This is a genomic window from Coleofasciculus sp. F4-SAH-05, assembly GCF_040222985.1.
Taxonomy (GTDB): domain Bacteria; phylum Cyanobacteriota; class Cyanobacteriia; order Cyanobacteriales; family Coleofasciculaceae; genus Coleofasciculus; species Coleofasciculus chthonoplastes.
The window spans coordinates 37,480-63,737 of record NZ_JAVKBY010000190.1 but is presented as its reverse complement, the minus strand read 5'-3'; the positions used below and the strand labels follow the sequence as shown (position 1 = coordinate 63,737).

At 43.9% G+C, this 26,258-nt stretch carries 22 protein-coding genes and 1 pseudogene; 12 read left to right on the top strand and 11 right to left on the bottom strand.

Going from position 1 to position 26,258, the window contains the following annotated elements; genetic code table 11:
- Positions 1 to 217: 217 nt before the first annotated feature.
- The gene (locus tag RIG27_RS22555) at positions 218 to 607 is read right to left on the bottom strand and encodes a RidA family protein (protein WP_446348882.1); all 390 of its coding nucleotides are present in this window, start codon (positions 605 to 607) and stop codon (positions 218 to 220) included.
- 2 nt (positions 608 to 609) lie between these two features.
- Complete coding sequence (locus RIG27_RS22550; RefSeq protein WP_446348880.1) at positions 610 to 1,233, bottom strand: class I SAM-dependent methyltransferase; 624 nt, start codon at positions 1,231 to 1,233, stop codon at positions 610 to 612.
- Positions 1,234 to 1,691: 458 nt separating this feature from the next.
- Here RIG27_RS22550 and RIG27_RS22545 point away from each other — a divergent pair, with 458 nt between their 5' ends.
- The gene (locus RIG27_RS22545; RefSeq protein ID WP_446348906.1) at positions 1,692 to 2,627 is read left to right on the top strand and encodes a DMT family transporter; all 936 of its coding nucleotides are present in this window, start codon (positions 1,692 to 1,694) and stop codon (positions 2,625 to 2,627) included.
- A gap of 20 nt (positions 2,628 to 2,647) precedes the next feature.
- On the opposite strand, the gene rnc is transcribed toward RIG27_RS22545, so the two are convergent.
- The 4 genes from rnc to RIG27_RS22525 form a co-directional block, all read right to left on the bottom strand.
- Entirely contained in the window at positions 2,648 to 3,331 is a 684-nt protein-coding gene (rnc, locus tag RIG27_RS22540) for a ribonuclease III (protein ID WP_446348904.1), read from the bottom strand.
- 324 nt (positions 3,332 to 3,655) lie between these two features.
- Positions 3,656 to 4,420, bottom strand: a complete 765-nt coding sequence (locus RIG27_RS22535) for an NYN domain-containing protein (RefSeq protein WP_446348879.1) — start codon at positions 4,418 to 4,420, stop codon at positions 3,656 to 3,658.
- Between the two features lie 494 nt (positions 4,421 to 4,914).
- Positions 4,915 to 5,808, bottom strand: coding sequence for a heme-dependent oxidative N-demethylase family protein (locus RIG27_RS22530; RefSeq protein WP_446348877.1), 894 nt, complete (start codon positions 5,806 to 5,808; stop codon positions 4,915 to 4,917).
- 141 nt (positions 5,809 to 5,949) lie between these two features.
- Positions 5,950 to 6,504, bottom strand: coding sequence for a peroxiredoxin (locus RIG27_RS22525; RefSeq protein ID WP_446348875.1), 555 nt, complete (start codon positions 6,502 to 6,504; stop codon positions 5,950 to 5,952).
- Positions 6,505 to 7,489: 985 nt separating this feature from the next.
- On the opposite strand from RIG27_RS22525, the gene ppsA reads away from it, so the two are divergent.
- The 4 genes from ppsA (at position 7,490) to RIG27_RS22505 (ending at position 14,018) form a co-directional block, all read left to right on the top strand.
- The gene (gene ppsA, locus RIG27_RS22520) at positions 7,490 to 9,991 is read left to right on the top strand and encodes a phosphoenolpyruvate synthase (protein ID WP_446348873.1); all 2,502 of its coding nucleotides are present in this window, start codon (positions 7,490 to 7,492) and stop codon (positions 9,989 to 9,991) included.
- A gap of 280 nt (positions 9,992 to 10,271) precedes the next feature.
- Positions 10,272 to 12,314 carry a sensor histidine kinase gene (locus tag RIG27_RS22515; RefSeq protein ID WP_446348871.1) on the top strand — a complete coding sequence of 681 codons (2,043 nt, stop codon included), beginning with the start codon at positions 10,272 to 10,274 and terminating at the stop codon, positions 12,312 to 12,314.
- A 5-nt stretch (positions 12,315 to 12,319) separates the two neighbouring features.
- The gene (locus tag RIG27_RS22510) at positions 12,320 to 13,018 is read left to right on the top strand and encodes a hypothetical protein (protein ID WP_446348869.1); all 699 of its coding nucleotides are present in this window, start codon (positions 12,320 to 12,322) and stop codon (positions 13,016 to 13,018) included.
- On the top strand, positions 12,996 to 14,018 hold the full coding sequence (locus RIG27_RS22505) for a ComEC/Rec2 family competence protein (RefSeq protein WP_446348867.1): 1,023 nt from the start codon (positions 12,996 to 12,998) through the stop codon (positions 14,016 to 14,018). Before RIG27_RS22510 ends, RIG27_RS22505 begins: the two co-directional genes overlap by 23 nt.
- Before the next feature lie 188 nt (positions 14,019 to 14,206).
- On the opposite strand, the pseudogene RIG27_RS22500 reads toward RIG27_RS22505, so the two are convergent.
- Positions 14,207 to 14,383, bottom strand: a pseudogene (locus tag RIG27_RS22500) (element excision factor XisI family protein); the annotation flags it as partial.
- A gap of 269 nt (positions 14,384 to 14,652) precedes the next feature.
- Here RIG27_RS22500 and leuC point away from each other — a divergent pair.
- From leuC to leuD, 5 genes are all read left to right on the top strand, one after another.
- Complete coding sequence (gene leuC, locus RIG27_RS22495; protein WP_446348865.1) at positions 14,653 to 16,056, top strand: 3-isopropylmalate dehydratase large subunit; 1,404 nt, start codon at positions 14,653 to 14,655, stop codon at positions 16,054 to 16,056.
- Between the two features lie 495 nt (positions 16,057 to 16,551).
- The gene (locus RIG27_RS22490; RefSeq protein WP_446348863.1) at positions 16,552 to 16,929 is read left to right on the top strand and encodes a hypothetical protein; all 378 of its coding nucleotides are present in this window, start codon (positions 16,552 to 16,554) and stop codon (positions 16,927 to 16,929) included.
- 125 nt (positions 16,930 to 17,054) lie between these two features.
- Positions 17,055 to 18,191, top strand: a complete 1,137-nt coding sequence (locus RIG27_RS22485; protein ID WP_446348861.1) for an AAA family ATPase — start codon at positions 17,055 to 17,057, stop codon at positions 18,189 to 18,191.
- Positions 18,181 to 18,771 carry a hypothetical protein gene (locus tag RIG27_RS22480; RefSeq protein ID WP_446348859.1) on the top strand — a complete coding sequence of 197 codons (591 nt, stop codon included), beginning with the start codon at positions 18,181 to 18,183 and terminating at the stop codon, positions 18,769 to 18,771. Before RIG27_RS22485 ends, RIG27_RS22480 begins: the two co-directional genes overlap by 11 nt.
- 87 nt (positions 18,772 to 18,858) lie before the next feature.
- Positions 18,859 to 19,461 carry a 3-isopropylmalate dehydratase small subunit gene (leuD, locus tag RIG27_RS22475; RefSeq protein ID WP_446348857.1) on the top strand — a complete coding sequence of 201 codons (603 nt, stop codon included), beginning with the start codon at positions 18,859 to 18,861 and terminating at the stop codon, positions 19,459 to 19,461.
- Positions 19,462 to 19,637: 176 nt separating this feature from the next.
- Here leuD and RIG27_RS22470 read toward each other — a convergent pair whose 3' ends face one another.
- Both RIG27_RS22470 and RIG27_RS22465 read right to left on the bottom strand, forming a co-directional pair.
- Positions 19,638 to 20,918, bottom strand: a complete 1,281-nt coding sequence (locus RIG27_RS22470; RefSeq protein ID WP_446348855.1) for a S41 family peptidase — start codon at positions 20,916 to 20,918, stop codon at positions 19,638 to 19,640.
- 234 nt (positions 20,919 to 21,152) lie between these two features.
- Complete coding sequence (locus RIG27_RS22465) at positions 21,153 to 21,386, bottom strand: helix-turn-helix domain-containing protein (RefSeq protein ID WP_006103752.1); 234 nt, start codon at positions 21,384 to 21,386, stop codon at positions 21,153 to 21,155.
- A gap of 107 nt (positions 21,387 to 21,493) precedes the next feature.
- Between RIG27_RS22465 and RIG27_RS22460 the strand changes: the two genes are divergently transcribed.
- Positions 21,494 to 21,748, top strand: coding sequence for a hypothetical protein (locus tag RIG27_RS22460; protein ID WP_446348853.1), 255 nt, complete (start codon positions 21,494 to 21,496; stop codon positions 21,746 to 21,748).
- A 410-nt stretch (positions 21,749 to 22,158) separates the two neighbouring features.
- Here RIG27_RS22460 and RIG27_RS22455 read toward each other — a convergent pair whose 3' ends face one another.
- Both RIG27_RS22455 and RIG27_RS22450 read right to left on the bottom strand, forming a co-directional pair.
- The gene (locus tag RIG27_RS22455) at positions 22,159 to 24,054 is read right to left on the bottom strand and encodes a pentapeptide repeat-containing protein (RefSeq protein ID WP_446348851.1); all 1,896 of its coding nucleotides are present in this window, start codon (positions 24,052 to 24,054) and stop codon (positions 22,159 to 22,161) included.
- A gap of 315 nt (positions 24,055 to 24,369) precedes the next feature.
- Positions 24,370 to 25,263, bottom strand: coding sequence for a D-alanyl-D-alanine carboxypeptidase (locus RIG27_RS22450; protein ID WP_446348849.1), 894 nt, complete (start codon positions 25,261 to 25,263; stop codon positions 24,370 to 24,372).
- 666 nt (positions 25,264 to 25,929) lie between these two features.
- On the opposite strand from RIG27_RS22450, the gene RIG27_RS22445 reads away from it, so the two are divergent.
- Positions 25,930 to 26,247 carry a DsrE family protein gene (locus tag RIG27_RS22445; RefSeq protein WP_446348847.1) on the top strand — a complete coding sequence of 106 codons (318 nt, stop codon included), beginning with the start codon at positions 25,930 to 25,932 and terminating at the stop codon, positions 26,245 to 26,247.
- Positions 26,248 to 26,258 lie beyond the last annotated feature (11 nt).

Sequence of the window (26,258 nt, the reverse complement as noted above, 5' to 3'; positions counted from 1 at the left end):
TCTCATATCCTGTGCTGAATCCCTGACTTATGCAACAAATCAGAGACCTGAGTCTCATTTAACCCTGACAAATGACAATGACGCGATCATAAAATTTAATCAGGTATCATTCCCAAGCTGAATAGCACGCTCCAGTCAGCCTTTTTAGATAGCCGAAACCATTGATACACCGTAGGGTGGGCATTGCCCACCAGCATACCAGTTAGTACCATTCTTCCTACCCTGGGCAAACCGCGTCCACCTCAACTTCCACCAGCATCTGGGGATCAACTAACGCCTGAATGCCAACCATCGTATTCGCAGGTGGATGTTCAGCAAAAAACTCATGATGAGCTTTGGCATACTCGGCACTACGGCTAATATCAGTCACATAAAGGCGAGTGCGGACAACATTTTGACAATCCGCCCCTAACTCTTGCAAGGCTTGGCGAATTTTTTGCAAACAGTAGCGAGTTTGAGCATAAGCATCGCCAGGGGCAAACACTTCGCCATCGGGTGCAATGGGTGCCGTTCCTGATACATAAATATGATTGCCCACCCGGATAGCGCGACAATACCCCGTTTTCGCTTCCCAACTCACTCCAGAGAAAGTGCGACGACGTTCCATATTCACCCTCCTGAACCAATACGTTCATAAATCGTTAGCATCACGGGTCCTAAAAGAAAATGGTGTCCCAAGCATTCCATCCCGGCTACTGTACCAAATTGTTCGCGTTGCTCTCGACTATAGAAGCGAAGGTTATTAGAAAATAAGGGAATAGAAAGAGTCACTGTTTTTTTTCGACCGATGTAGTCAACCAGGTAAAAACGTCCCCCCTGTCGCAGAACTCGATTCACTTCAGAGAATACCTGTTGAGGTTGGGGATAATGCAGAAAACTAATTGTATTAAACACCGCATCAAATTGCCCCTCAGCAAAGGGTAAAGACTCAGCATTTCCCTGTTTGAAAATAAGTCGCGGTCGGTGCTGGTTGCGCTGTCGGGCTTGACGCAGCATTTGGGAGGATAAATCAAGTCCTGTACCCTGGAGAGTGGGGAATTGGGTGGCAAGGCGATGCAATAAACGACCCGTACCGCAACCGAGATCAAGCACATTCGGATTTTCCGGTAGTTCTACATACTCCAACAACCGTTTGTGAACCGCTTGGTAGAAGATTGTGGTAAACAGCAGGTCGTAATTCGGTGCCCACCGATCAAAGAGCTTTTGCTTATGGCGATAAACGTTACTTGTCACTTGAGTTCAGATAGATTACTCTCACTAATTCAACGGTATAACATGTCTTCACGGGCAACCTGCCACAAATCAAAAACACCCGTTGCTGCTTGCATAAAGTCGGGTGCTGCTGGAAATTATTCCATGAAGGTTGGCAGATCCTAGCTTAGTTCTGCCACAATAGGAGGATAAACTGTGTAAGTCTTTGATCCACACCCAACTGTAAGAGTTGGGTTTTTTATTTTTAACTCTACTGTTTAATTTTCCGGATTTTATCGGGGGTTGTCTGTAAGCTCTAGTCCGCTCTATAAACTGGCACAGTCAAGATTGACCTCCGATTAGTCCTGAGAGGATAGTTCACAAATTCATTGAATCTTCACCTCAAGCAAAATTATCTTTACAAAAAATTCATAAAACAAGAAAATTTGAAACGTAACTCTTGGTCTCAACTCCAGGGATTAAATAGGGAGCATAAAATTGTGAAAACGCTCAAGCAACCGTTACCGTGGCAGGTGGGACTGGTTTTAGTCGCTGGTGTCTTGGCAGTTTCCAGTGCCGCCATTTTTATTCGCTTAGCGAATACGGCGGCTGGGTCGAGTGGCGTTGGATTTAGCCTGTTTCTATCGGCTTCTCGCCTAACTTTGGCATCTTTATTAATAGTACCCGCTTGGCGCAACCTAGGATCTAATCAGCTTAGTCCCGGTGCATTCTATTATGCTGTGGGGGCTGGGATTTGTCTTGCCCTACATTTTGCCGCCTGGATTACTTCTCTATCCTTCACTTCAATCGCCGCTTCTACGACTCTAGTCACCACCAACCCAATTTGGGTAGCTTTGCTATCTTGGCTATGGTTCAAGGAAAAACCCTCTCGGCTAACCTTACTGGGAATTGGTATTGCCTTTATGGGAGGTGTCCTCATTGCATTAGGGGCTCAAGAAACGGTTAACCTTAACCATAATCCCGCCTTGGGAAATAGTCTCGCCTTAATTGGTGCTGTGATAGTCAGTTTGTATTTATTGTTAGGTCGAGAAGCACAGCGGCGTGGTTTGGGAATTGGTAGTTATATAGCCATAGCTTATAGCACTGGCGCACTGGTTTTGTTGCCCTTGCCGTTAGTCTTTGGTGTTGGCTACTTTGGCTATCCGCGTGCCGTTTATCTTTATGTTTTGCTAATGGCAGTATTGCCTCAATTAGTCGGGCATACTAGCTTTAACTGGGCAGTGCGATGGGTATCTCCCACCTTGGTTACCTTAGCAATTTTATGGGAACCAGTTGTCTCTAGTTTTTTGGGATATCTAGTTTTTCAGGAACTCCCTGGACGCTTTGTGCTAGTGGGTGCAGCCGTTCTCTTGGCAGGAGTTGCGATCGCGGTTTTTGGCGCTAAGGCAACTCCTGTGGAAAATGGGGAAGCTTGAGGACAACAAAACCAGTACGTTTATTCAACTCCAACTTTTTTAAGCGCTGCTTCAGCCGCACGTTTTTCAGCATCTTGTTTACGGCGTCCAGTTCCGACACCGTAGACTGTGCCTTTTACGCGCACTTCAGCCGTGAATTCCTTGGCATGATCGAGTCCGGATTCATCGATAATAAAATATTCCGGGTTTTCGACAAATTTGGCTAGCGCCCATTGCTGAAATCGACCTTTGGCATCCACTAAATTTTTAGGTTCAGCATCAGATGGTTGAAAAACTATACTATCAGCCACACTCCTAAAAAGTGGGTGAATAAATTTGTGAACGGCTTCAATCCCAGACTCGATAAAGTACGCCGCAATATAGGCTTCAAACGTATCACTAAGTAAAGCTGGATTTTGGCGACCCCCTTCTTTATCTGCACCTTTACCCAATCGCATCAAGTCACCGATACCGAGTTGGCTGGCAAATTTAGCTAATTGCTTCTCGTCCACTAAATTAGAACGCAAACGGGTTAGGTGAGCTTCACTCAAATCTGGGTAACGATTGTAGAGGAGTTCACCGACGACAAAACCTAATACTGCGTCACCCAGGAATTCTAAGCGTTCGTTATGTTCACCGGCTTTTGGCTGTTCGTTGATATAAGAGCGGTGAGTGAGGGCGCTGAGTCGGAGCGTTTCATTTTTGATAGTTGGAAGTTGACGCATTTCTAACTTACTAGTTGTGGGAAAGGTTACTGGCATAGAAATTTGATGTTCAAAAGTAATTAAGTGAAATGGTTGGACTTTTCACGGTATGTGGTGCCTCTGTAGGGGCGGGTTTCACAACCATCTTTTTGGTTGCACCCAGATGTGACTAAACCCGCCCCGACGCGCCATGGCGCGTCTCTACAATAGTTTCTAGACTTCCCGTGAAAAGTTAGGTGAAATGGTTTGACATAAATAAACGCGATTAACTTGAAATCTAAATCACCTCAGTTATGCTAAGTAACCGAGATGATTTAAGTTTATTTACATCCAGGTAAAGACGATTTACACAAGCAATCGATTTCTCTCGCTCAAAAATAATTCTTGCTCTTTACCTGTCGTTTTGGCGTAGACTATCCCCTCGGCAATAGCTGCATTAACAAACTTACTCAATTGCGAGAACCTTGTTCCATCAGATTTACAAACTAATGGGAATTTACGACACTTAGGAAAATGAGGATTATGACGCATCAGTTTGCCAATTTTGGAAAGGGATGTACGTTGACCCTGGTTTAATGCCGTTTGGATTGCGTTTCTCAAACAATCAATCGCCTCCTCGTAAATAAGCTGAGCTTTAACGGCAGTAGTCTGAGGATTAGTTTTAACTTGAACTAACTCAGGCAATTGATCTAAAAAATAGAAGTCATCTTGAACAAGCTCAATTAGCTTTTGTTTCACATTGCCTCGCTGGGCAAAGATGATCACCTTCTTGCCCAACTTTTGCAGAATATAAACCAATGAGCAAAAATCTCCATCTCCTGACACAAGAATAATTATGTCTGGAGAACGATTACTCTGTATATCCTTAATACAATCCGCTATCAATTTATAATCGGCGCTGTTCTTGAGAGGACAAGGAACATCACGACAGTCAAATCCAAGATTGGATAGAGGTTCTTTGGCTTGAGCTTGGTTTTGACATTGTGAATTATAGTAGACTTTCGGTACAACAGAATCTCCTTGTTTATGAGCAAAAGACAGCAATAAATGAGCTGACTTTTGAATTGAGTAGACGTTCTGAAGATCGCAATAAACAGAAACGAAATTCATGGGTTTTGTCCAATTAATAATGATTAACTGGACAGCATTAGTAGATCACAAATCTAGAGGTAACAGAGATGATTCAAGAGATTTATATAAAATCTCTCTATACCTACATAACCAACTAGCTTAACTAATTATGCATTCGTTAGGTTAAAGTCTCAGCTTCAGGATATAAACACTTCCTCCCGGATACCTCCTTCCTAACCCCCAGTCATCGTATTGACTAGGTATTTGACTAAACATTCTATTATTCTTTTGAATTGTTTAGTCAACCCCGAAGAGTTATTTACAGCCATAATAAGGCTGTAGAATTCATATCCTAAAGCTGAGACCGCAACCAACATCTTGCACTTTAGCTTGCGAGATATTAATGCTGTCTACAAAAAGCATAACCTACCCCAGATTAAATGTCAATCATTTTTTACTTGAGTATGCCATAATCTCAGCAAATCATCGGCTGTGGTTAGTTGGTTCCCTTTTCGTAAAAATGGTGGGGTTGTCTAATTATTCGCGATCGCTCCAGTCTTGACTATACTCTTCAGATATCCCAGAAGCACTTGGCGGATCGGTAAAATGTTTTTGTACTCCAGCATCTCAACTGGCATTTGTTTAATCATCTCCGCTAGACTCTCCGCCATCTGGGGATTATCTTCAAGCACTCGCAAAGGATGCACGTAGGTACGCACGGTAAACAGGATGTCACCACTGGTTGCTAACCGTCTTAATGTCTGACGTTCCACTCTCAAAAACAGCTTATCCCCAGCGTTTTGACAATTTATTGTTGCTTCCCAACCGAGTTTTGCTTTCTCTGGGGGAAAGAATAGTTCGGGAGACTCAACAATACTCCAATTTAATCGCCAAACGGGATGACTAGATTTGAGGCGATTGAACACACTATCCACAGGATGCGCCAGTTTTTCAGAATATCCGGGAACCGGGGCGTGGATTTGAGTCAGGGGACACCCCAACTTTTCTCGCAGTCGCCAACGCAAGGGAAAACAGAGAGAAGCGGCGACTAAACGATACCCTTGACGCGATCGCTCCATCAATAATAAATCCTCCTGTACCAGACGCCCAGCTAAATCCAAAGGTGCTGACTCGAAGTCCGGAATATGCCAAACTTGATGGGTTGCGATCGCCTCAATCCTTTGACCATGGCGTCGATAATGCTGGGGAAAGCGTTTCAGCAGATGGTCAAGCAGTAACTCTAGAACCTCTTTCTGACTGGCTTCGGTTCCGGGGAGACTTGCAAATACCTCTGAATGTCGAGTCTTGAGCAGAATATCTTTTTGTGACAAATACTTGACAAACTGGTCATCAATTTCAATCCAATCCTGGGGATCAAGGGCTTTGAGACTCATGCTCATCTGCCATTTTCCTTCTGCAAAGGGCATGTAGCTGTAACCAAAAAGCTGGACACTTTTACCCATTGTTGCCCAAAATTGGATAGAGATTTGTCCGCTACCCCCCTTATAATCAAGTCCGCGCAGGCGGACTTGGTTTGTGTCGCAGCGATTTCAATCGCCTCCTCTTGCTTATGTCGTCGATCGCAACTCATCTAAATGTGCCAGTACCTCTGTACTGTGAATCGCTGGTCGAACACCGAGAAATATCTCCCGCAAGATACCATCGGGATCAATGATATAGGTGTGGCGTAGGGAGACAAACCCCATCCAAGACCCATACGCCTGACTCACTGACCCATCTGTATCTGCTAAAAGGGGGAATTTCAACCCCTCTGAGTCACAAAAATCGGCATGGGAGTCCACATCATCCGCACTCACCCCCACAATTTGGGCATTTCTCTCTATATATTCGGGCAAATCTTGCTGAAAGCGACGAGCCTCTAAGGTGCAACCTGAGGTGAAATCCTTGGGATAAAAGTACAAAACTACCCATTTCCCCCGATAATCAGAGAGTGATACCTCCCCATCCCCACTATTGGTCGGTAGCGTAAACTCTGGTGCAGGCTCATTTAATGGCGGTTGTTTACCGCCGAGAGCAGAGGCGGCGGGAGTGACGTTTAACCAAGTCAAGCAAGCCAGACAACTTGCCAGGAGAATGCTCACAAGCGTGCGACGAGAAATCATGATCGATACAGTGTGTTCGTTTTACATAAGTTTACAATCCAAATTTAGATCTTGTCAGAATCTGGGATTGCGCTATCATGTCTAGCAAGGCAATAATCAGTCGGAGGTCAATATCCCTTTGTAAATCAGTCTGAGAGCCACGTCTTGGTGCAGGGGAGCCAGGAAAATTTAGACTAAAATTTAGACTAAAATTTAGACAGACACGCTCTTGACTAAGCCGATAAATTCCCTAGTTTAATTATAGTGACTTTGTTTCGATAAACACAAAGATATTACGGATAGATAGACAATATTTGATACTACAATCTGGGGATCATTTAAAAATGGAATACAACTAAAGGAAAAATGTATAACCAACAGAGCTATCATTTGGGTTAGCCCCTAATAAACAATATCTAGGTTGTTAATATCCCTAGGGTTGGGTGGCTTTAGTGCTGATTTAAATTAGGGATTACGGCTTGTCTATTTCTCAATAGTCTGCTATGGTAGAACTGTTCTGAAATAAAGGACTGTGACCGAATTACTCGCTCTCCTAATAAGTAAGTAATTATTCAAGGAGAACGCCAGAAGAAGTTTGCAAGGCTACAAACCCGCCCAAGCGCGACAAAGTATGGATTGAGCAAGTGTGGATTGAGCAAGTGTGGATTGAGCTATTTATTCCCGAATTCAACGCCTTAAGTCAAAACCCAAAGGATTGATAAACATCAATTAAATTTATCCCAACTATAAGGATGGGAAATGATAGTAGATCGGATGGCTTTAACTCTAAACTTGAGTAGAGTGGTAGATTGGCGATGACTATAATTGTAGCAAGAGTTGCCAAAAAATAAATAAATGTGTAAATCGCTACGAATTTAATTGTGAGGTATGGTTCTATAAAAAACAGCCGAATCCTAAAGAAAATATTACCTAAAGGAATTTTTTCGGCTGAGTATCGGTAAACTAAAACACTGAAACCAAAACCAAAAGTAGGAGGAAATGCTTAATGGTTGCAGCTACTGAAACAACAAAATCTCAATCGTCCAAAGAACAAGCTCTCATTCTGTGGTTTGAAGAGGTAGGAATTGTCGATGTTCCCTTGGTGGGTGGTAAAAACGCCTCCCTGGGTGAAATGATCCGACAACTGACCGCTAAGGGCGTCAGAGTTCCCACCGGATTTGCCACGACGGCTTATGCATACCGTTACTTCGTTAAGGAAGCAGGTTTAGAAGAAAGGCTACGCGAACTGTTTTCTGACCTCGATGTCGAGGATATGAACAACTTGCGAGTCCGGGGTAAGCAAGCGCGGTCTTTGATTCTCAACACACCATTCCCGGAAGATCTGCGAACCGCGATCGCAGAATCTTACCTGAAGCTGTGCGAACGGTATGGCGTCACCGCTGAATTTTGCGATCGGTTTGAGCCGGAATACCAAGAAGAGTGCAAGGAGAAAAGCCAAGCTGTTGACGTAGCCGTCCGTTCATCCGCTACGGCTGAAGACTTACCTGATGCCAGCTTTGCAGGTCAGCAAGAAACTTACCTGAACGTCTACGGTGTCATGGACGTTTTAGACGCTTGCCATCGTTGCTTTGCCTCCATCTTCACTGACCGCGCCATCTCCTATCGCACCCTCAAAGGGTTTGATCACTTTGAAGTCGCCCTGTCAGTTGGGGTGCAGAAAATGGTGCGCTCTGACTTAGCCTCCTCTGGTGTCATGTTCTCCATTGACACAGAAACAGGCTTCAAGAATGCCGCCCTAGTTACCGCTGCCTACGGTTTAGGCGAAAACGTTGTCCAAGGTGCTGTCAACCCCGACGAATACTTTGTCTTCAAACCGACGCTCAAGGACGGGTATCGCCCAATTCTCGAAAAGCGCTTGGGCAGCAAAGAAATCAAGATGATCTATGACATCGGTGGTTCGAAACTGACCAAGAACGTATCCGTGTCAGAGCCTGAGCAAGTCAAATACGCCATCAACGACGAAGAAATTCTCCAACTCGCTCGCTGGGGTTGTATTATTGAAGACCACTACTCCGAAGTCCGGGGTGTCTACACCCCTATGGACATTGAGTGGGCGAAAGACGGTGAAACGGGTGATTTGTACATCGTCCAAGCTCGTCCAGAAACCGTCCAATCCCAGAAGTCAAAGAGCGTCCTTAAGAGCTATCAGCTTAAAGGAACCTCCGAGGTGGCGGTTACCGGTCGCGCCGTTGGCGAAATGATTGGTCAGGGCAAAGCCAAAGTGATTCTGGATGTCCACAAGATTGATGAGTTTGAACCCGGTGAAGTCTTAGTTACCAACAAGACTGACCCCGACTGGGAACCAATCATGAAGCGGGCATCAGCCATTGTCACCAACCAAGGTGGACGGACCTGCCACGCGGCAATTATTGCTCGTGAGATGGGCATCCCAGCGATTGTCGGTTGTGGTGATGCCACAGGTGTGCTGAAGAGTGGACAAGAGGTCACCGTTTCCTGTTCCGAAGGGGAAGAAGGACGGGTTTACGAAGGGCTTGTACCCTTTGAAGTCCAAGAAACCCAACTGGAAAACCTACCCACAACCCGCACCAAGATTTTGATGAACGTGGGGAACCCAGAAGAAGCCTTTGGTTTGGCGGCGATCCCCTGCGATGGCGTGGGATTAGCCCGCTTAGAGTTCATTATCGCTAATCATATTAAGGTGCACCCCTTGGCACTGCTGAACTTCGATAAGCTCGAAGATGCCACCGTCAAGCGGGAAATCTACAAAATGACCTACCTCTACGAACGCAAGGCTGACTTCTTCGTAGACAAGTTGGCGCGGGGTGTGGCGATGATTGCGGCGGCATTCTATCCCAAACCAGTTGTGTTACGGATGTCCGACTTCAAGAGTAATGAATATGCCAACCTCCTCGGCGGTCAGCAGTTTGAGCCGAAGGAAGAAAACCCGATGATTGGCTGGCGTGGTGCGTCTCGTTACTACGATGAAAACTATGCCGAAGCTTATGGCTTAGAATGCCAAGCCATCAAGCGAGTTCGGGATGACATGGGCTTAACTAACGTAATCCCCATGATTCCCTTCTGCCGTACCCCTGAGGAAGGGCGCAAGGTGCTGACAGAAATGGAGAAATACGGCTTGAAGCGGGGCGAAAATGGACTGCAAGTCTATGTAATGTGCGAGATTCCCAGTAACGTGATCTTGGCGGATCAGTTCAGTGAAGTGTTTGATGGGTTCTCCATTGGTTCCAATGACCTAACTCAGTTAACCTTAGGTTTAGACCGTGACTCTGCCTTGGTGGCTCACATCTTTGATGAGCGCAACGACGGGGTTAAGGAAATGGTACGGATGGTGATTGAGAAGGCGAAGAAGAATGGTCGTAAGATTGGTATCTGCGGTCAAGCGCCGAGTGACTATCCTGAGTTTGCCAAGTTCTTGGTTGAGTTGGGTATTGACTCGATGAGTTTGAACCCTGACTCTGTGATGAAGACACTGTTGATGGTGGCTGAAGTTGAAGCGCAACAAGGCTAAGTCTTGAGTGTTTAGCGTCTGCGTCCCTGATGGGGCGTAGACTTGGGTAAGAGCGATCGCATTTCCGGTGGGGAGTGCGATCGCTCTTTTATATAAGGATATAGCGTTTCTCATAAGATGAGAGGGGGTGAGGGCGCAAGCCTTGCGCCCCTACATTCGTCTCTTCTATGGGTGTACTTGTTTGTGTATGGGTGTACTTGTTCGTGGCTCGACCCCATCGATGGAACTCAGGTATAATCTTAAACAGAGCGATTGGCTTTCAAGTCACAGCGATAAAATCATGCATTTTAAGTTTTCACCCAATATCCTGAATAGATTAGGTGAAGAACTGATTCCTAATCCAGACCAAGGAATTATCGAATTGGTTAAAAATTCTTATGATGCTGATGCGACCCAATGTACAGTAGAGCTTATCAATACTGACACCACAGGTGGTTCAATCCTGATTTCAGATAACGGCATTGGTATGGATCTCGCGGCTATTAGTGAGGGATGGTTTGTGCTAGGTCGGTCAAAAAAAGCCGCCCGCGAACCTACTGCTCTGGGACGTCTACCTGTTGGTGATAAAGGATTAGGTCGGTTAGCTGCGTTGAGACAAGGGTCTAAAGTACAATTAAAAACCCGACCTAAAAATGAACCAGCTGTTGAGTATTCTCTGACGATTAATTGGCAAGATTTTGAGCAAGCCTCTGTTGTGGAAGACATTTCCTTCGATGTCCAAAAAGATATGGCTAACTTGCCCCAAGGGACGGAAATTTTAATTGAAAATTTAAACATAAAGTTGGGTCGGCGAGAGGTTAAAAGATTAGCCAGAGAACTTTTATTTTTAGCAGATCCATTTGATAGTGATATTGCTTTCCGCCCTCGGCTGATTGCTCCAGAATTTACTGATCTTGAAAAACAAGTTAATGAATCTTATTTTGATGATGCTGAATATCATTTGAAGTCGTCAGTTAATAGAGATGGAATTGTAGAAGCTTCCGTATTAGACTGGAAGGGTGAATTGCTATTTCAAGCCCAACATAGTGATATTTCTCAAGAACCTTACAAAACAGCACCAGCAGAATTTGAATTATGGGTATTTTTGCTAAACCCTCAAAGTTTCTCTACAAAAAAAGCTTCTTTCGGACAGGTTAGAAAATGGTTATCAGAAGTGGGTAATGTTCATTTATACCACAGGGGTTTGCGAGTGAAACCCTATGGTGATCAAGGAGATGATTGGCTGAATTTAAACTATGCACGAGCCAGAAACCCAGAGGTACGTCCTTCAACCAGTACCGTTATTGGTCGGATAATTGTCAATGATCCTGATGATCTGCTAAATCAAAAGACCGATAGACTAGGGTTTATAGAAAATGAAACTTTTCTGGAGCTAAAGCGGTTTGCCATTGATGTATTGAACTGGATGGCTAAAGAGAGGCTGGAACAAACTGAAAAGAGACGACAAACAATTAAGCAAGAATCGAGTCGGGATGTCATTTCTGCTAAAAGAAATATTGAAAGTGTTATTAAAAAAGCGGTGCCACAGCAATCCCGTGACACAGTACGCAAGGTAATTCAACAGTACGAAGAGGTAAAAGAGCGTGAAACAAAAGCACTACGGGAAGATCTTCAACTCTATCGAAGTCTGGCAACAGCCGGAACAACAGCAGCCGTTTTTGCTCATGAGTCTGGTAAACCCGTCACGTTAATCGAGAAAGCCGCTAAACGAATAGAAAAAAAAGGTCAAGAACTACTAGGAGAGATATATTTCAAGTCTTTGGCAAAACCGGTAGAGATCCTTTATAAAGTTAGCAAGTCGTTACTGAGTTTTTCCAGGTTTCCTTTGCATTTATTAAAGCGGGAAAAGCGTAAAACGGGTCGTGTTGAGGTTGCCTGTGTAATTGATGATATACTTGAACTATTTTCTCCCTTCCTTCAAGACAGCAAAATAGAGGTCGTAAAAAGTAGTATTAATAATCCGTATTTTATTTTCGGAAGTCCGGCTCTATTAGAAGCAATTATTACGAATCTTTTGACCAATAATATCAATGCTTTTAATGTAGAAGGAACACGTACAGAAGGACGCCAGATAATAATCGTTACTGAAATTGTCGAAAGTTGCGTACAGATCAAAATTTTAGATAATGGTCTTGGGATTAAAGATATAAAGTTAAATAAAATTTGGTTACCGGGTCAAACAACTAAACCAGAGGGTACAGGATTGGGACTAACTATAGTCAAAGATTCAGTTACTGACTTGGGAGGCAAGGTGCAGGCAATTGCTCAGGGAGAATTAGGTGGGGCAGAATTTATCATAAAACTACCACTTGTTGGAGGTTAGCTGTTATGACAGTTATTCAATCTAATCAGAAAATAGCGATAGTTGATGATGAAGCAGAATTAGCAGAAGCAACTGGCTGGGATGTCGAAGAGGCTGGGTATGAACCCTTTTTAGTCGTCAAGGGACATTTTACAAACGTCAATGATTTAGCATCAGTTATTTTAGAAAATACTCAAGGTGCTATTTGTGATAATCGCTTGACTAATTCTGGACTGGCTAACTTTTCGGGTGCAGAATTAGTCGCTACGTTGTATGATCGGAAGTTTCCATCATTACTGATATCTCAGTTTGTGGAAATTGACACTTCTTTTTCCATTAGAAAATGGAGACAAAAAATTCCTGTATTGTTAAGTCGAGACAAAGCAAATGCATCAAGTATCACCAAAGGAATTGAAGCTTGTCAACAAGAACTTAGCGGTTATCTGCCAATTACCAGAAAACCTTCTAGAACATTAGTAAGAATTGTTGACCTTGATCAAGCATCTCATGAGCCTGTTGTCGATGCAATTGTCCCTGGTTGGAATCCTCATAAAGCCATCCGTTTTCCAGCTTCACTGATTCCTGAGACTATTCGGTCTGATGCATTAAAAAAAGGTGTCCGTCTATTTGCTCACGTTAATATTGGAGCTGATAAGGCTGATGATTTATACTTCGATAAATTTGAGTTAGCACCTGAGCCAGATGACGATGATGGACTTGCCTGAACTTATTATTGTAGATGTTGGTCACGGTAATTGTGCTGTTATCCGAGATACAGAGGGTGTGGTTGTTATTGATTGTCCCTATGGCAATACATTAAGAGAAATTATTGAGTATAGAGCGATTCAAGACATTTCTCATATTTTGATTTCTCATGCAGATGCAGACCATATTGCAGGTATTGTTAATCTGCTATTAGATAAGAATATCAGGATACACAATGTTCATTTAAATCCTGATGCCATTAAAAAGAGTGAAATTTGGCAGGATCTACGAATTGCTTTAAAAGATGCCAGAAAACGTTTTAGAACGGTAGTTTCAACGGAATTAACCACAACTAAGACAGGACAGTTAAACATTGGTCAAGTAGATATACAAGTTCTGGCTCCAACACCTGAGTTAATACTCGGTGGTGCTGGGGGAAGAGATTTACAAGGGAGGCGATTGACTTCCAACTCCATATCTGTTGTGATTGGCATAGTCCACAATTCTTACCGAGTCGCCATATTAGCGGCAGATATTGACAAAATAGGATTAGAAAATCTGCTACAGGACGAACCTGATATCAGCACTGATATACTTGTCTTCCCTCATCATGGCGGAAAACCGGGTGGTGCAGATGGCAAAACATTTGCTCAAGAGTTATGTAATTTAACTAAACCTAATTTGATAATCTTTTCAATTGATCGCAATCGTTTCAATAATCCTCGTGAAGAAATCATAGAGGGAATAAGTGTATCGGTTCCAGAAGCTCATATTTTGTGTACTCAGCTATCCAAACAATGTGCTAAAAATCTACCCAGTTCTGAACCTATCCATTTAAGTCGTCTTCCGGCTAAAGGATTGTTAAAAAACAGTTGTTGTGGAGGAACTGTCTCAGTCCATATAAATGGCGGAAGAACAACTTATACTAAAATTGATTTGCACAAAGCGTTTATTGATGCTCAAGTACCTACCCCAATATGTCGGAAGTTCCAGCCAATATATCTGTCTGATTCTAGGTAGGGCTTTCTGAAACAATTAGAAACTATTAAAAATAAAGGTTTAGACGAAGATTATAGCAGCTTATGGGGGAACGCCAGATTAACCTGGGGCAAAATATGTATATTTTCGTACATTATACCAAGTTGCGTTCTATCATGTCATTCTGAGCGAAGCGAAGAATCTGGACAGATGCTTCGCGTCATTCCGTTTCACTGCATTCTGCTCAGCATGACAGATTCTACCTTAGACTGCAACTTGGTATTAGGTGCGTGATACGCCAAAACAATCTCTTGCTTCGGCACTCCTTTTTCAACTAACTGATCGGCGATCGCGTCTTCTGTGCCATCATGTTGCACCCAAATTTTGCTATCAATAATATCAAAATGGTCACATCTATCCCACAATTTTAGCTGTCAGTCAGTAGAATTTGTTTGGCAAAGCCACAATTGACGATCTTAGCCCTCACGGGTGCGTTACGCTGTCGTTGATGGGGCGTAGACTGACCTAAGAGCGATCGCACGTCCTCCAGTAACCATGCGATCGCTCTTTATAATGGTCAGATTCATGCTACAGTCGCGATAAAATGGAAAGCTCCAGCATCTATCCCCATAGATGACTGGTGATTATCCTTAAATCCTATAACGACCTTTTGCAAATGAGCGAGAGAACACTATTCGATAAAGTTTGGGACTCCCACACCGTCGGTACTTTGCCTTCGGGTCAAACTCAACTCTTTATTGGTTTACACTTAATCCACGAAGTCACCAGCCCCCAAGCCTTTGGTATGCTGCGGGAAAGGGAATTAAAGGTGCTGTATCCCGATCGCACGGTGGCGACTGTGGATCATATCGTTCCCACCGAAAACCAGGCGCGTCCTTTTGCCGATGTCTTAGCCGAAGAGATGATGCAGGTGTTGGAGCAAAGCTGTAAGGATTATGGGATTCGCTTCTATAATATAGGATCGGGGAATCAGGGGATTGTCCATGTGATTGCCCCAGAACAGGGATTTACCCAACCCGGAATGACGATCGCCTGTGGGGATTCCCATACCTCAACTCATGGTGCGTTTGGTGCGATCGCGTTTGGGATTGGTACATCTCAAGTTCGTGATGTCCTCGCCTCGCAAACCCTCGCCCTGTCTAAACTTAAGGTTCGCAAAATTGAAGTTAACGGGAAACTTCCTCCCGGAGTTTACGCCAAGGATGTGATTCTGCACATCATCCGCACGTTAGGGGTCAAAGGTGGCGTTGGCTACGCTTATGAATATGCTGGCACAACCTTTGAGCAGATGACGATGGAAGAACGGATGACGGTGTGCAATATGTCCATTGAAGGCGGTGCTAGATGCGGTTATATTAATCCCGATCAGGTCACGTATGAGTATCTCAAAGGGCGAGATTTTGCGCCGAAAGGGGAAGACTGGGATAAAGCGGTGGAATGGTGGAACAGTATGCGTTCCGATGCCGATGCTGTTTATGATGATATCGTCACTTATGATGCGGATGAGATTGCACCAACGGTGACGTGGGGAATTACACCGGGACAGGGAATTGCCGTAAATGAAGCGATTCCCATACCCGATAGTTTACCCGAATCAGAACGTGCGATCGCCCAAGAAGCCTATCGGTATATGCAGCTTATCCCTGGTGCGCCGATTCAGGGGACAAAAGTGGATGTCTGTTTTATCGGAAGTTGCACCAATGGACGATTGACAGATTTACGCGAAGCCGCCCAATTTGCCCAAGGAAAGCGAGTCGCACAAGGGGTGAAGGCGTTTGTTGTTCCAGGTTCAGAACGAGTCAAAAAAGACGCCGAAGCCGAAGGATTGGATAAAATCTTTGTCGAAGCGGGGTTTGAGTGGCGCGAACCCGGATGTTCCATGTGTTTAGCGATGAATCCAGATAAGTTACAAGGGGATCAAATTAGTGCATCGTCCTCAAACCGTAATTTTAAAGGGCGTCAGGGTTCAGCCACGGGACGCACATTGTTGATGAGTCCAGCCATGGTGGTAGCGGCGGCGGTTAATGGGAAAGTTTCTGATGTTAGACAGTTATTGTGAGTAGCCATCAAGCCAGCCAGTCAGCCAAGAACTCAAGTTCTGGCTGAAAGCTAAAACCCGTTAAAACGGGTTGAAAGACTTATGGCGTGACCCAGCTAAAATGGTGGAATAGGTTGTAGGGTGGGTTGAGGAACAAAACCCAACAAAAGATAGGGCTAAAGCCCTTACTACAAGCCGAATCTAATTCATCAAATAAGGTGGGTCATGCCACTAGTAAGCTAAATCTTACTTGAGCTTTAGGTTCCGGAAATTTATTTCCTGGCTTCTAAGTTGGTGATCTTCCGCTTAAGTCAATTTTATCTAGGGTGGGCAAGTATTATAACGCGGGAAACGCTTATATTAGAGTTAGTGAATCCTGCCCACCGAGCGAGTCATTTGGGGTGTATTACCAATTTTGCCAGATCTCAGTTAAAACGGGTTGAATTTAAAGTATAGTGAACCGTTTTAGCCGGAAATTGCATTCCAGGCTGATGTTACAGCAACGGAGGGAATACTATGAATATGAGAGCGATCGCGCTTGCTACCATTCTCGGTCTATCTGCGCCTACAGTTACCGAGTTTATCATTAAAACACCTGTCGTCGCCCAAGCTAGTGTTCCTCTGGGGACATTTCAAGGGGGTGAATGGTCGGTCACCATTAACTATAGCAACAACGCCCTAACTTACTACGGCACCAATCAACGAACGGGTGATAACTTAGTCCTCAGAGGAGCAAAAGTTCGGGGAAATCCTCAACGCCGCATTTATATCTGGCAAAACGGGGATTATTTGTATCAAGTTGCATGGCGACCTAATAATCCAAGAATTATTCGTCTTCAGGTCTTCAATCCCGCCGGACGAGAAATTCTTAATCGCCTGCTTTATGAAAATTAGGGATGAATGGCAGTAGCTGATAATATTAGGTAGGTTGAGTGACAATGCCTTAACTCAATCTACTTCGTACTGTTGATTGTATATTCATATCCAATCTTTTTGTGTTCAAATTTTAAGAAAAAATTATGTTAAAAAGAATCTATATAGATAACTTTAGATGCCTTGTTAACTTTGAAATAAAGTTTGAAGATGATATTAGTCTATTTCTTGGAGTTAACGGTTCTGGTAAAACCACAGTCTTCACAGCGTTACAGAGACTGCGATATTTCATTGTAGACAGGTTTCAAGTTCATCAAATTTTTCCAGGAACAGATTTGACTCGATGGGAAACTCGCTCGATCCAAAAATTTGAATTAGACATTGAAGGAAATGGAGGAATTTACAGATATTCTTTGGAAATTGCATATCAAGGCAATTATGCTCCTCCTGTAATGCATCGTGAGAGCTTAATTTTTAATGAACAACCACTATCGGATTTCAGAATTGAAATAGAGCAAGATAAACCTGTTTTGAAAGCAATAATATACTATGATTCTCCTGACCAACAAGGAGAATTTATTCCATTTGTAGACTACTCACGTTCTGTTGTAGGTTTGGTATCAGAGAGATGGGATACTCAAAAACTGACTTGGTTTAAAAAGCGGATATATCGTTTTTTACTTGTACACATTAATCCTTTTGTTATGACGGCAGAGAGTCGCCAAGAAGAGATGTATCCAGTATGGGATATGTCAAACTATGCGGCTTGGTATAGCTATCTGTCCGGTGATCAGGGTAAAATTATTGAACTCACAATGAAATTAAGACAGGTGATAGATGGATTTGATTCGTTTAAAAATGAGCCGATTGGAGAGGCAAAAGTTTTATCATTATACTTCCCGCATCTAAGTAAAAAGCCTTACAAAATTAACGAGATATCAGATGGTCAACGAGTTTTAATTGCTCTCTATACCTTGATATATTGTGCGCCGGATGAAGATTATACCTTGTGTATTGATGAACCGGAAAATTATCTGGCTTTACCGGAAATACAACCTTGGCTGAGTACACTTTTTGATCACTGTTCAGGTGCAGATAGTCACGGACAAGCCATTTTAATCTCCCATCACCCTGCACTCATTAACTATTTGGCTAGTAGTTCTGGTTACTGGTTTGAGAGAGCCAATGAAGGAATTATACGTCTACAGTCCATTACCGACCAACAAGATACAGGATTATCACTGGCAAAGCTAATAGAACTGGGATGGATTTATGACGAGTAAAGACCATAAACCAGAAGTTGTTATTTTATGCGAAGATATTGCTCACGAACGATTCATCAGACAGTATCTTGTCTGTTGTGGATTCGAGGATCGCAAAATCAAAAATTTTCCTAATCTCAAAGGAAGGAAAATCAAAAATAATAATGACTTCGTTATCAAGCATTATGCACCTCTGGTTAAAAGCTACAGAAGCAAAAATTTTCAAAACCGTGCCATAGTCGTGATGATTGATGCCGACACTAATAGCATAAATGACATATTGCGCTCTTTGCACATAGCATTGGATGAGCAGGAAGGCAAGTTAAATCGAGACCCAAGGTTACCTAACGAGAAAATTGCCATTTTTGTGCCAGCCCGAAATATTGAAACCTGGTTTTATTACATTAGTATTGATCGCAATTGCGATGAAATAACGGATTATAAGAATTCTCCAGAAATTAGAAAATGGGATAGCATCGATTTAGCTAAATCCTCGGCAACAAAATTATCAAGGGAAATCTGTCCTCAAGGACTTGATAGTAATGCCCTGTCTTCCTTACATCATGCCTGTGATGAGTTGCGACGACTCCTCGATGAGTAATCTGAATTTTCACCCCAACCCTTATTCAGCAAACCCTAAATACCCAAAATGGAGATATATTTTTTATAGAAAAAAAGGAGTAAATCCATGAGTCAAGTTAAAACCGTGTCAGGACGAGGCGTTCCCGTTGTGGGTAATGATATTGATACCGACAGAATTATCCCCGCTCGCTATTTGCGCTGTGTTACCTTTGAGGGATTAGGAGACAAAGCCTTTGCCGATGACCGCGCCCAAGCAAAAGGGCAACATCCGTTTGACCGTCCCCAGTATCAAGGGGCTAACATTTTAGTAGTTAACGGCAACTTCGGCTGTGGTTCTTCGCGGGAACATGCGCCCCAAGCCCTGCAAAAATGGGGAATACAAGCCCTTGTCGGTGAAAGTTTTGCGGAAATCTTCTTTGGTAACTGTTTAGCAATGGGGGTTCCCTGTGTCACGGCTGAACCGGAAACCGTGAAGCAGTTACAGAGAATCCTGGAAGAGAATCCGCAAGCGCCGATAACGGTAGATTTAGAAGCCATGGACGTTCGCAGTGGTGACTTCCAAGCCTCTGTGTCAATGCCTGAAGGGGTACGGCAAACCCTGATTACAGGAACGTGGGATAGTTGCGGACAACTGGTGAAGCAAGTTGACCAGGTTCGGGAGACAGCGATGAAGCTACCTTATTTGGAGTGGGATACAGCGACAGTATAATACCAAATCCGGGTTAGCCACCCCCTTTATAATCTAGTCCGCGCAGGCGGACTTTGTTTGTGTAGCTGCGACTTCTAGTCGCCAGGGCAAAAAGGGGGTTTCAAAGGTGGATTTGGTATAAGATGGGCGTTGTCTAAAATTTTGGCTGGTGGGCACTGCTATTAAATAACCTAATTTCACTCTTGAACGGCTTCCAACGCCACCTCTAGCGCTCGTTCTTTTTGCGGATCAGCGCCTTGGGCGTATTCTGGGGAGAAGGGAACCAGGATATCGGGTGTTACTCCTTTCCCTTCTAGTCGTTCGTCTCCATTCACGTAAACATCAGCGACGGCGACGTAAAGCAAGCTACCATCTGACATGAGAAATGGACGCCCCGCCACTACAGCGCCAGGGGTTGGCGTACCGACAACAGGTCCAATATTGAATTGCTGGAAACCATAAGCCAGAATTTCTTTAGCGCTGCGGCTTCCTTCATTCACCAGCATGACGACGGGTTTATTCCAGCCTGCGTAGTGAGTATATTGGGTATCATCCCGGGCAATAGTGGTTAAGCTTAATTTTGGAGCGGTATAGATGTTCAGGGCGGTGAGTGGTGAACCTCCCCATCCATCTCTTAAGTCTACGACTAGAGTGTCTGCTTGTTTGAGACGACCATAGATGAGTTCTTCTTCAAGCTGTTCTTGATAGTCATCACTTGCATAAGACCAGATATGAATATAACCGATTTTTTTACCTTGTTGTTCAATTATCTCAGTGCTGGCGTCCATGGCGTCGAGATACATGGTGGTTGTATCCAGCAATTTAGGGGTGACAGTGATTTCTTGCTGACTATTGGGATTTGGCGATCGCTGAATTACCATTTTGACAGGAGTACCTGCTTGATCGGCAAAGGATTCAATGGGTTGGAATGGGCGATTATCCACATTTAGGATGCGATCGCCTACCTTTAATCCGGCTTCAGCGGCTGGACTTCCTTCGAGAATGGCGCTGATAAAGGTTTGGTTGTCGATAGTTTTGGTGACGATACCAATGCCAGTATATTCTATTTTGCCATTGGGAAAGAAGGGTTTGAGTTGTTGGCGTAAGTCGCGGTTTCTGGGTGCAAAGATTCCTAAGACTTGGTAATAGGCGGGTTGGTTGGGGATGTAGAGGTGGGTATGAGAGGTGTTGAGTTCAGAAAGCATTTGATTGATCAGGGTGGCGGTGGCTTCCCTGGATTGGGTTTGGCGGATTTGGGGTTCATATTCGTCTTTGATGGTTTGCCAGTTAATGCCGTTAAAGTTGGGATCGTAAAAGTTATCGTTGACGGTTTGCCAGACTTGGTTAAAGAGTTCCGTTTGGGGATTGGTTGGTGTGGAATGGAGGGGAGAATTGAGCCAGCTAAGTAGGATTAGACAGAGGCTAATTATGGTGGTGATAATTAGGCGGTGATTTCGGGGAAGGGGAAATAGTTTCATAGTGGAAGAGTGGGAGATATAAGCCATGAACTCAAGTTCTGTAACCCAAACTTCAAACCGTTAAAATGGGTTAAAAGATTTATCCAGTAAGTTCGATTCTTACTTTAGCTTGAAGATGATAAATTTATTTGCTGGCGTCCAAGTTGGCGTAAATATTGGGGTGATAAGTTCGCGCGATCGCGCTGATTTTTATGTCCCAAAACTTCACCCTCTCGCCAGTGTAATTATCACCATTCACTCGTTTTTCGGCATCGTCAAGTATAGCCGGATGAATTCTTCAGCCGCATCGGGATTAATTTGTCCTAGTGCTGTGCGAATTTCTAGGATGGTTTCACCACCAGGATCTCTGACTTCATTAACCCAACGGCTAACGTTAGCGTGTCCGACTCCCATCGCCGCCGCTAACTGATTTTGGCTGATGCCAAAGATTGATAGTGTCTGTTTGAGGGCTTTACCTGCTCTTCCCATGCTTTTGATTGTGTCAGAGAGTGATGATCCTGTAAATGTTCCAATTAGTCACAAGTTGTGTTATCGTAAAAATGTGACTAATTGGAACATAAAAGAGGTGAACTCAAATGCAAGCATACTTTTTACCGAATGACAGTCAATTACCTTCTACTGAGGTTTCTGTTCAGGCTTCTACTGATCCGGTGTCAGGAAAAGAATTTATCAAGGTGATGGTTATCGGTTCCCGTAAAGGAATTAACAGTATTATTAAAACGCTGCATCGCTTACGGTTTGCAGAGGTGCGAGAGTGGAGTCCACCAATACCGTATGGTACTTCGGGAGAAATGATGAGTCTGTTACGGCGACAGATTTTCGTCGATTGAATAGTTAGTAATAGATGATAGGGGTTTTATGGGCGCAAGGCTTGCGCCCATACAAAGTTAATGCGATTAAACCCTTAGCCCAAACTATTATAGTAAAGCTTGGTTAGTGCTGTTTGCTTGCGATCGCGCTTTGTTTTTAGGGTTGTTTTGGCTGGAGATTATTGGGGTTTAGGGTTGAGAGGTGGGAGGGTGGGCTTTTTTAACGCAGAGGTTCGCAGAGGGAAAGCGCAGAGGTTCGCAGAGGAGTTGGCGGTGAGGGAAGTTTCTGATATCAATGTAGGGGCGGGTTTTACTGTTATCGTTTGTTTTCACCCGGATGTTAGTAAACCCGCCCTTTTACAAGGTGTTATTGAGTAAATGTATTAGTTGGGCGGAGGGGTTATAGTATCAGATTTGGGAATCGTTCAGTACTAAGATTTATCGCTGTCTTCATTTTTATTTAAAGTTAAGCTTTTTATATCCTTACCATCAAGAATTGTCCCTTGAAGATTGGCTTCATTAAGATTAGCTCCTTCAAGCTCTACTCCTTGAAGATTAGCCCCTTCAAGATTTGCTCCTTCAAGATCTGCCCATTGCAGATCTGCTCTATAAAGATACGCCCTTTCAAGATTTGCGCCTCGAAGCTTCGCCCATTGCAGATTCACTTCTCCCAGATCTGCCCCTTGAAGATTTGCTCCTTCAAGATGCATCCCGTGCAGATTTGCTCCTTCAAGATTTGCCCATTGAAGATTTGCTCCTTGAAGCTTCGCCCATTGAAGATTTGCCTCTTGAAGAATTGCCCCTTGAAGAATTGCCCCTTGAAGATACGCCCTATTAAGATTTGCTCCATAAAGATTTGCTCCATAAAGATTTGCTCCAAGTAAATATTGGCAGCCGAAGGAACAGCATTGTAAGTCTAAAAAACTTAAGTAATTTAGGCAAAATAGTGAATTCAATCGTTGTCCCTGTAGTCGGGAAATCCAGATACCAAAAGCTTCAAAAGAATGCCAATTAATATCTGAAATTTCCCTATATTTGTGGTCATCTCTTTCTTTTTGGGTGACACAATAGGGCAGAAGATACAGCAGTTGACGCGGTTTGCGAAACTTGCTAAGGTTCGCCTGTACCACGACTTCTCGTCCTGTAATCACAACCTGTAAGCGAAGATGCTGATAATTAAATCTGTCAACTTCGCGGCGGACTTCTTCGACAAACTCTTTAGCCGTTTGTTCGGCAATTTTGCTCTGCATCGATAGCTCATCTAAGCCATCAAAGATAATCAGTAATCGCGATTCCCCATTTTCTCTGTCCAAGGGATTGTGAGACAAAAACCTTTCAAGCTGGACAAACTCCCCTACCGCTTTTACTAAATCATCTGATAATTTAAATAAGTGGAGGGGAATAAACAGAACTGGAATTTCTCCCTTTTCCGCTTGTTGTGCGGCAAACATTTTGGCAAAGGATGACTTACCACTTCCGGGTCCTCCACTGATTAAGCGAATCGCATCATCCGCTTCAGCATCCTGTAACCAGGTTTCTAGTTCACTATTGAGATCTACGATAACTCGTTCATAGTCTTTACTTTCTATAATCCCTCGTTCTAATTTTCGCTCCGATTGTCCCGCCACCTCTCGCTCATAATAGGCGCGTAATGGCACATAAACTTGTTTGAGGCTAAACGCTTCCCAAAATATCGGTTCATCTACCCGCTTTTGCCGCCGTGCGCGATACCTTAGCCATCCCTGTTCTCTTCTTGTGGCTTGAGTGAAGGGTGTATCCAGAACTTCTTTTAATGCAATATAATCTTGGGAACGCTCAACCCATTGGTCATTTAAGGCAAAAACAAAGTAAGCGGGGAGGCGACTACTGATCATTTCAGCTTCAATTTTTTTCTCCACATACCCCTCTAACCACTGAGCAAACCCCGTCTTCGCTTCTTGCACAATCGGCAAGTTTTGGGGATGCTGAAAAAAGTCGGGGTTAAGGATTAACTCGTTACTGGTTAAGGATGCATTGAGGTGGTTGTACAATTCTGTAAGATTATCGGGTTTCTGGATTAGGAGTTCCCTCTTTTCGTGTAACAAGTCTTGCATCGCTTGCATCAGGGAACGCACAATCAGCAATCCGGCAATTTCTCCCGGTTTTGCTTCTAATCCCAGGTTTTCGAGAACCTCAACACCACTCTCCGCCAAGTCATCCCATTTCAGAAACGCGCCGTTAATGGCGGCTTTACCCAATGAGGCGAATAAACCCTTGGGATTGGCTTTTATCTCTTTTTTCCAGACTGAAACAGGCTTTTCGACTTTAATTCCCGCTTCCCCTGCCATAAAATTAATGGATGAAAGATTTTGCTGTTTCTAGCCTAACTAACTTTTCCATGATTCGCTATCGTTCCGGTTCCCCTTCTCCCTTGATGGGAGAAGGGGTTAGGGGATGAGGGTGAAACGATTGCCAGTATTAGTTAGTTCTCACCTTAAGTTGACACTGATGGCAAGCCTTGCGCCCCTACAAGCTGCTGGCACAAAATATCACACCGGGCTAAAACCTCTGTGCCACTGAAGCGTTAACCTCTGCGTTCTCTGTTTCCTAATCTCAATCTCAACCGTTAACCTTAATTTTCGTCCGACTACTTACAGCCAAGATTACTGACAAGGTGTTAACTGAGCCAAGCGTAAGGCAATTTCATCAATCGCCCCCACTAAAACCTGTCCCGATTGAGATGGTTGATTCACCATAATACTAAACAAAATTTTCCCATAATAAGGATGATCCAAATACCCAGACAGACTTCTTACTCCTCGTAATGTCCCCGTTTTTGCCCGAATTCTGCCTTGAGTTTCGGGTAACCGTAAGCGATTTCTCAGGGTTCCATTTACCCCGGCAACGGGTAAAGAACGATAAAATAAATCATTCCCCTTGGCATACATCATCGCTTTTAATGTCGCGATTAATGCTTGCGGCGTGGCTGCATTCTGTCGGGATAAACCTGAACCATCAACTTGACGAAAACTATTGGGGTCAACACCTAAAGGTGCTAACGTCTGCTTCACAGCAGAGGGTCCACCAATGTAACGCAGGAGGCTATCCGCATAGCTGTTACTGCTTCTTTGGTTGGTGACTGTCACCCATTCATCTAACGACTTTGATTGAATTAAGGCTCGCGAATCCAACCGTTGTAAAGCGGCGGCGGTGGTAAAGAGTTTGTTATTGGATGCGGGGATGAGAAATTGATTGGCGTTGTGACTGTAGGAAATCGCCGGATTCGATAAGGATTCCACGACAATTCCCCATTTGCCCCCCGCTAAATTAGGGCGATTAATGATTGAGTCGATATACAGTCCCAAAAAATCGGGACAAACGCCACTTGTTCGACTTTCCGGAGGCGGAACAAAAATTTCAATCGAGTCGGCGCTTTTAGTTAAGTTAACCGCCGTTGTCGCCCTCGCGATGCTGGGAGTCATGACATTACCCATCGCCATCACACCGACGGTAAGCATGGCTAGGGATTGCTTCTGCCAAGGATTCATTGGTTTCATCGTTTGCAAGTCTTTACAATCTGGGCATCGTGAGAGAGAGCATGAGCAAAGCGCGATCGCTAATTGAGCAAGATAACATGATGCGGCTCATTGCGGCGCGATAAGTCGGCTCTGTAGGTGAGAATGCACGGACGTAGCATATTACGTCCCTAGACAACTCTATCAATTGTCGGGAATTATCCCTGAACACTGAACACCTTAGATCACTGGGGACAGGGATTATGTTCCCGTCATTTTGATTTCTTTGGTTGTTTTTCTGGCTCAAAACGCTGTCATCAGGACGGTTTGCCGTTTTTCCTTCCAAGGAACGTGCGCGGTTCGTAGTAGGCGCTGTCTTAGCCATCTAATCTAATTGTGCAGGGGTGCTGAGGTGCTGAGGTGCAGGGGATGTTTCACCGATAACGCTACCTTATCCTGTTCCCTGTGACACACCGAGCGAAGTCGAGGTGTTCCCTGTCTAATGACGAATAACCACTTCTACACAAAAATAAACATAATTGAACATAACCGATTAAAAAATAAACATTTTTTTAAATTAAAATATTGACAAATGCGTAAAAACGTGAATTAAAATCAATCTTGCCAATACATTAAACCTGTACTATAGTTGGGAGTCCTGGCATTATTAGTGCTTGATTTGACTAATCGGTTGGAGAGCCAAACCCAATGGCAAAGTATTTCTTAATCGAATCAAGGAGTTCCTTTGATTCAACCCAAGTGACTCAAAATTATCAGTTGGCATCAGATTTAGCCAAGGCGGGAAATGAAACCACCTTGTTTCTGGTGGAAAATGGCGTATTAGCGGCTCGTGCAGCGGCAGCGAATGGTTTAGCAAGTCTCAACGCGGTCAATGTATTAGCAGATGATTTTTCCCTGAGAGAACGTGGTATCTCAGAGACAGAATTGGGCAATGGTGTGCAAGTGGCTAGCATTGCGGCTGTGGTTGATGCCATGGCAGAAGGACAAAAAACAATTTGGCTGTAACGCAAGATAAG

Coding starts and splice junctions, on each gene's coding strand:
- RIG27_RS22555 (WP_446348882.1), bottom strand. CDS start 607: ATGGAACGTCGTCGCACTTTCTCTGGAGTGAGTTGGGAAGCGAAAACG.
- rnc (WP_446348904.1), bottom strand. CDS start 3,331: ATGCGTCAACTTCCAACTATCAAAAATGAAACGCTCCGACTCAGCGCC.
- RIG27_RS22535 (WP_446348879.1), bottom strand. CDS start 4,420: ATGAATTTCGTTTCTGTTTATTGCGATCTTCAGAACGTCTACTCAATT.
- RIG27_RS22530 (WP_446348877.1), bottom strand. CDS start 5,808: ATGCCCTTTGCAGAAGGAAAATGGCAGATGAGCATGAGTCTCAAAGCC.
- RIG27_RS22525 (WP_446348875.1), bottom strand. CDS start 6,504: ATGATTTCTCGTCGCACGCTTGTGAGCATTCTCCTGGCAAGTTGTCTG.
- ppsA (WP_446348873.1), top strand. CDS start 7,490: ATGGTTGCAGCTACTGAAACAACAAAATCTCAATCGTCCAAAGAACAA.
- RIG27_RS22515 (WP_446348871.1), top strand. CDS start 10,272: ATGCATTTTAAGTTTTCACCCAATATCCTGAATAGATTAGGTGAAGAA.
- RIG27_RS22510 (WP_446348869.1), top strand. CDS start 12,320: ATGACAGTTATTCAATCTAATCAGAAAATAGCGATAGTTGATGATGAA.
- RIG27_RS22505 (WP_446348867.1), top strand. CDS start 12,996: ATGACGATGATGGACTTGCCTGAACTTATTATTGTAGATGTTGGTCAC.
- leuC (WP_446348865.1), top strand. CDS start 14,653: ATGAGCGAGAGAACACTATTCGATAAAGTTTGGGACTCCCACACCGTC.
- RIG27_RS22490 (WP_446348863.1), top strand. CDS start 16,552: ATGAATATGAGAGCGATCGCGCTTGCTACCATTCTCGGTCTATCTGCG.
- RIG27_RS22485 (WP_446348861.1), top strand. CDS start 17,055: ATGTTAAAAAGAATCTATATAGATAACTTTAGATGCCTTGTTAACTTT.
- RIG27_RS22480 (WP_446348859.1), top strand. CDS start 18,181: ATGACGAGTAAAGACCATAAACCAGAAGTTGTTATTTTATGCGAAGAT.
- leuD (WP_446348857.1), top strand. CDS start 18,859: ATGAGTCAAGTTAAAACCGTGTCAGGACGAGGCGTTCCCGTTGTGGGT.
- RIG27_RS22470 (WP_446348855.1), bottom strand. CDS start 20,918: ATGAAACTATTTCCCCTTCCCCGAAATCACCGCCTAATTATCACCACC.
- RIG27_RS22465 (WP_006103752.1), bottom strand. CDS start 21,386: ATGGGAAGAGCAGGTAAAGCCCTCAAACAGACACTATCAATCTTTGGC.
- RIG27_RS22460 (WP_446348853.1), top strand. CDS start 21,494: ATGCAAGCATACTTTTTACCGAATGACAGTCAATTACCTTCTACTGAG.
- RIG27_RS22455 (WP_446348851.1), bottom strand. CDS start 24,054: ATGGCAGGGGAAGCGGGAATTAAAGTCGAAAAGCCTGTTTCAGTCTGG.
- RIG27_RS22450 (WP_446348849.1), bottom strand. CDS start 25,263: ATGAAACCAATGAATCCTTGGCAGAAGCAATCCCTAGCCATGCTTACC.
- RIG27_RS22445 (WP_446348847.1), top strand. CDS start 25,930: ATGGCAAAGTATTTCTTAATCGAATCAAGGAGTTCCTTTGATTCAACC.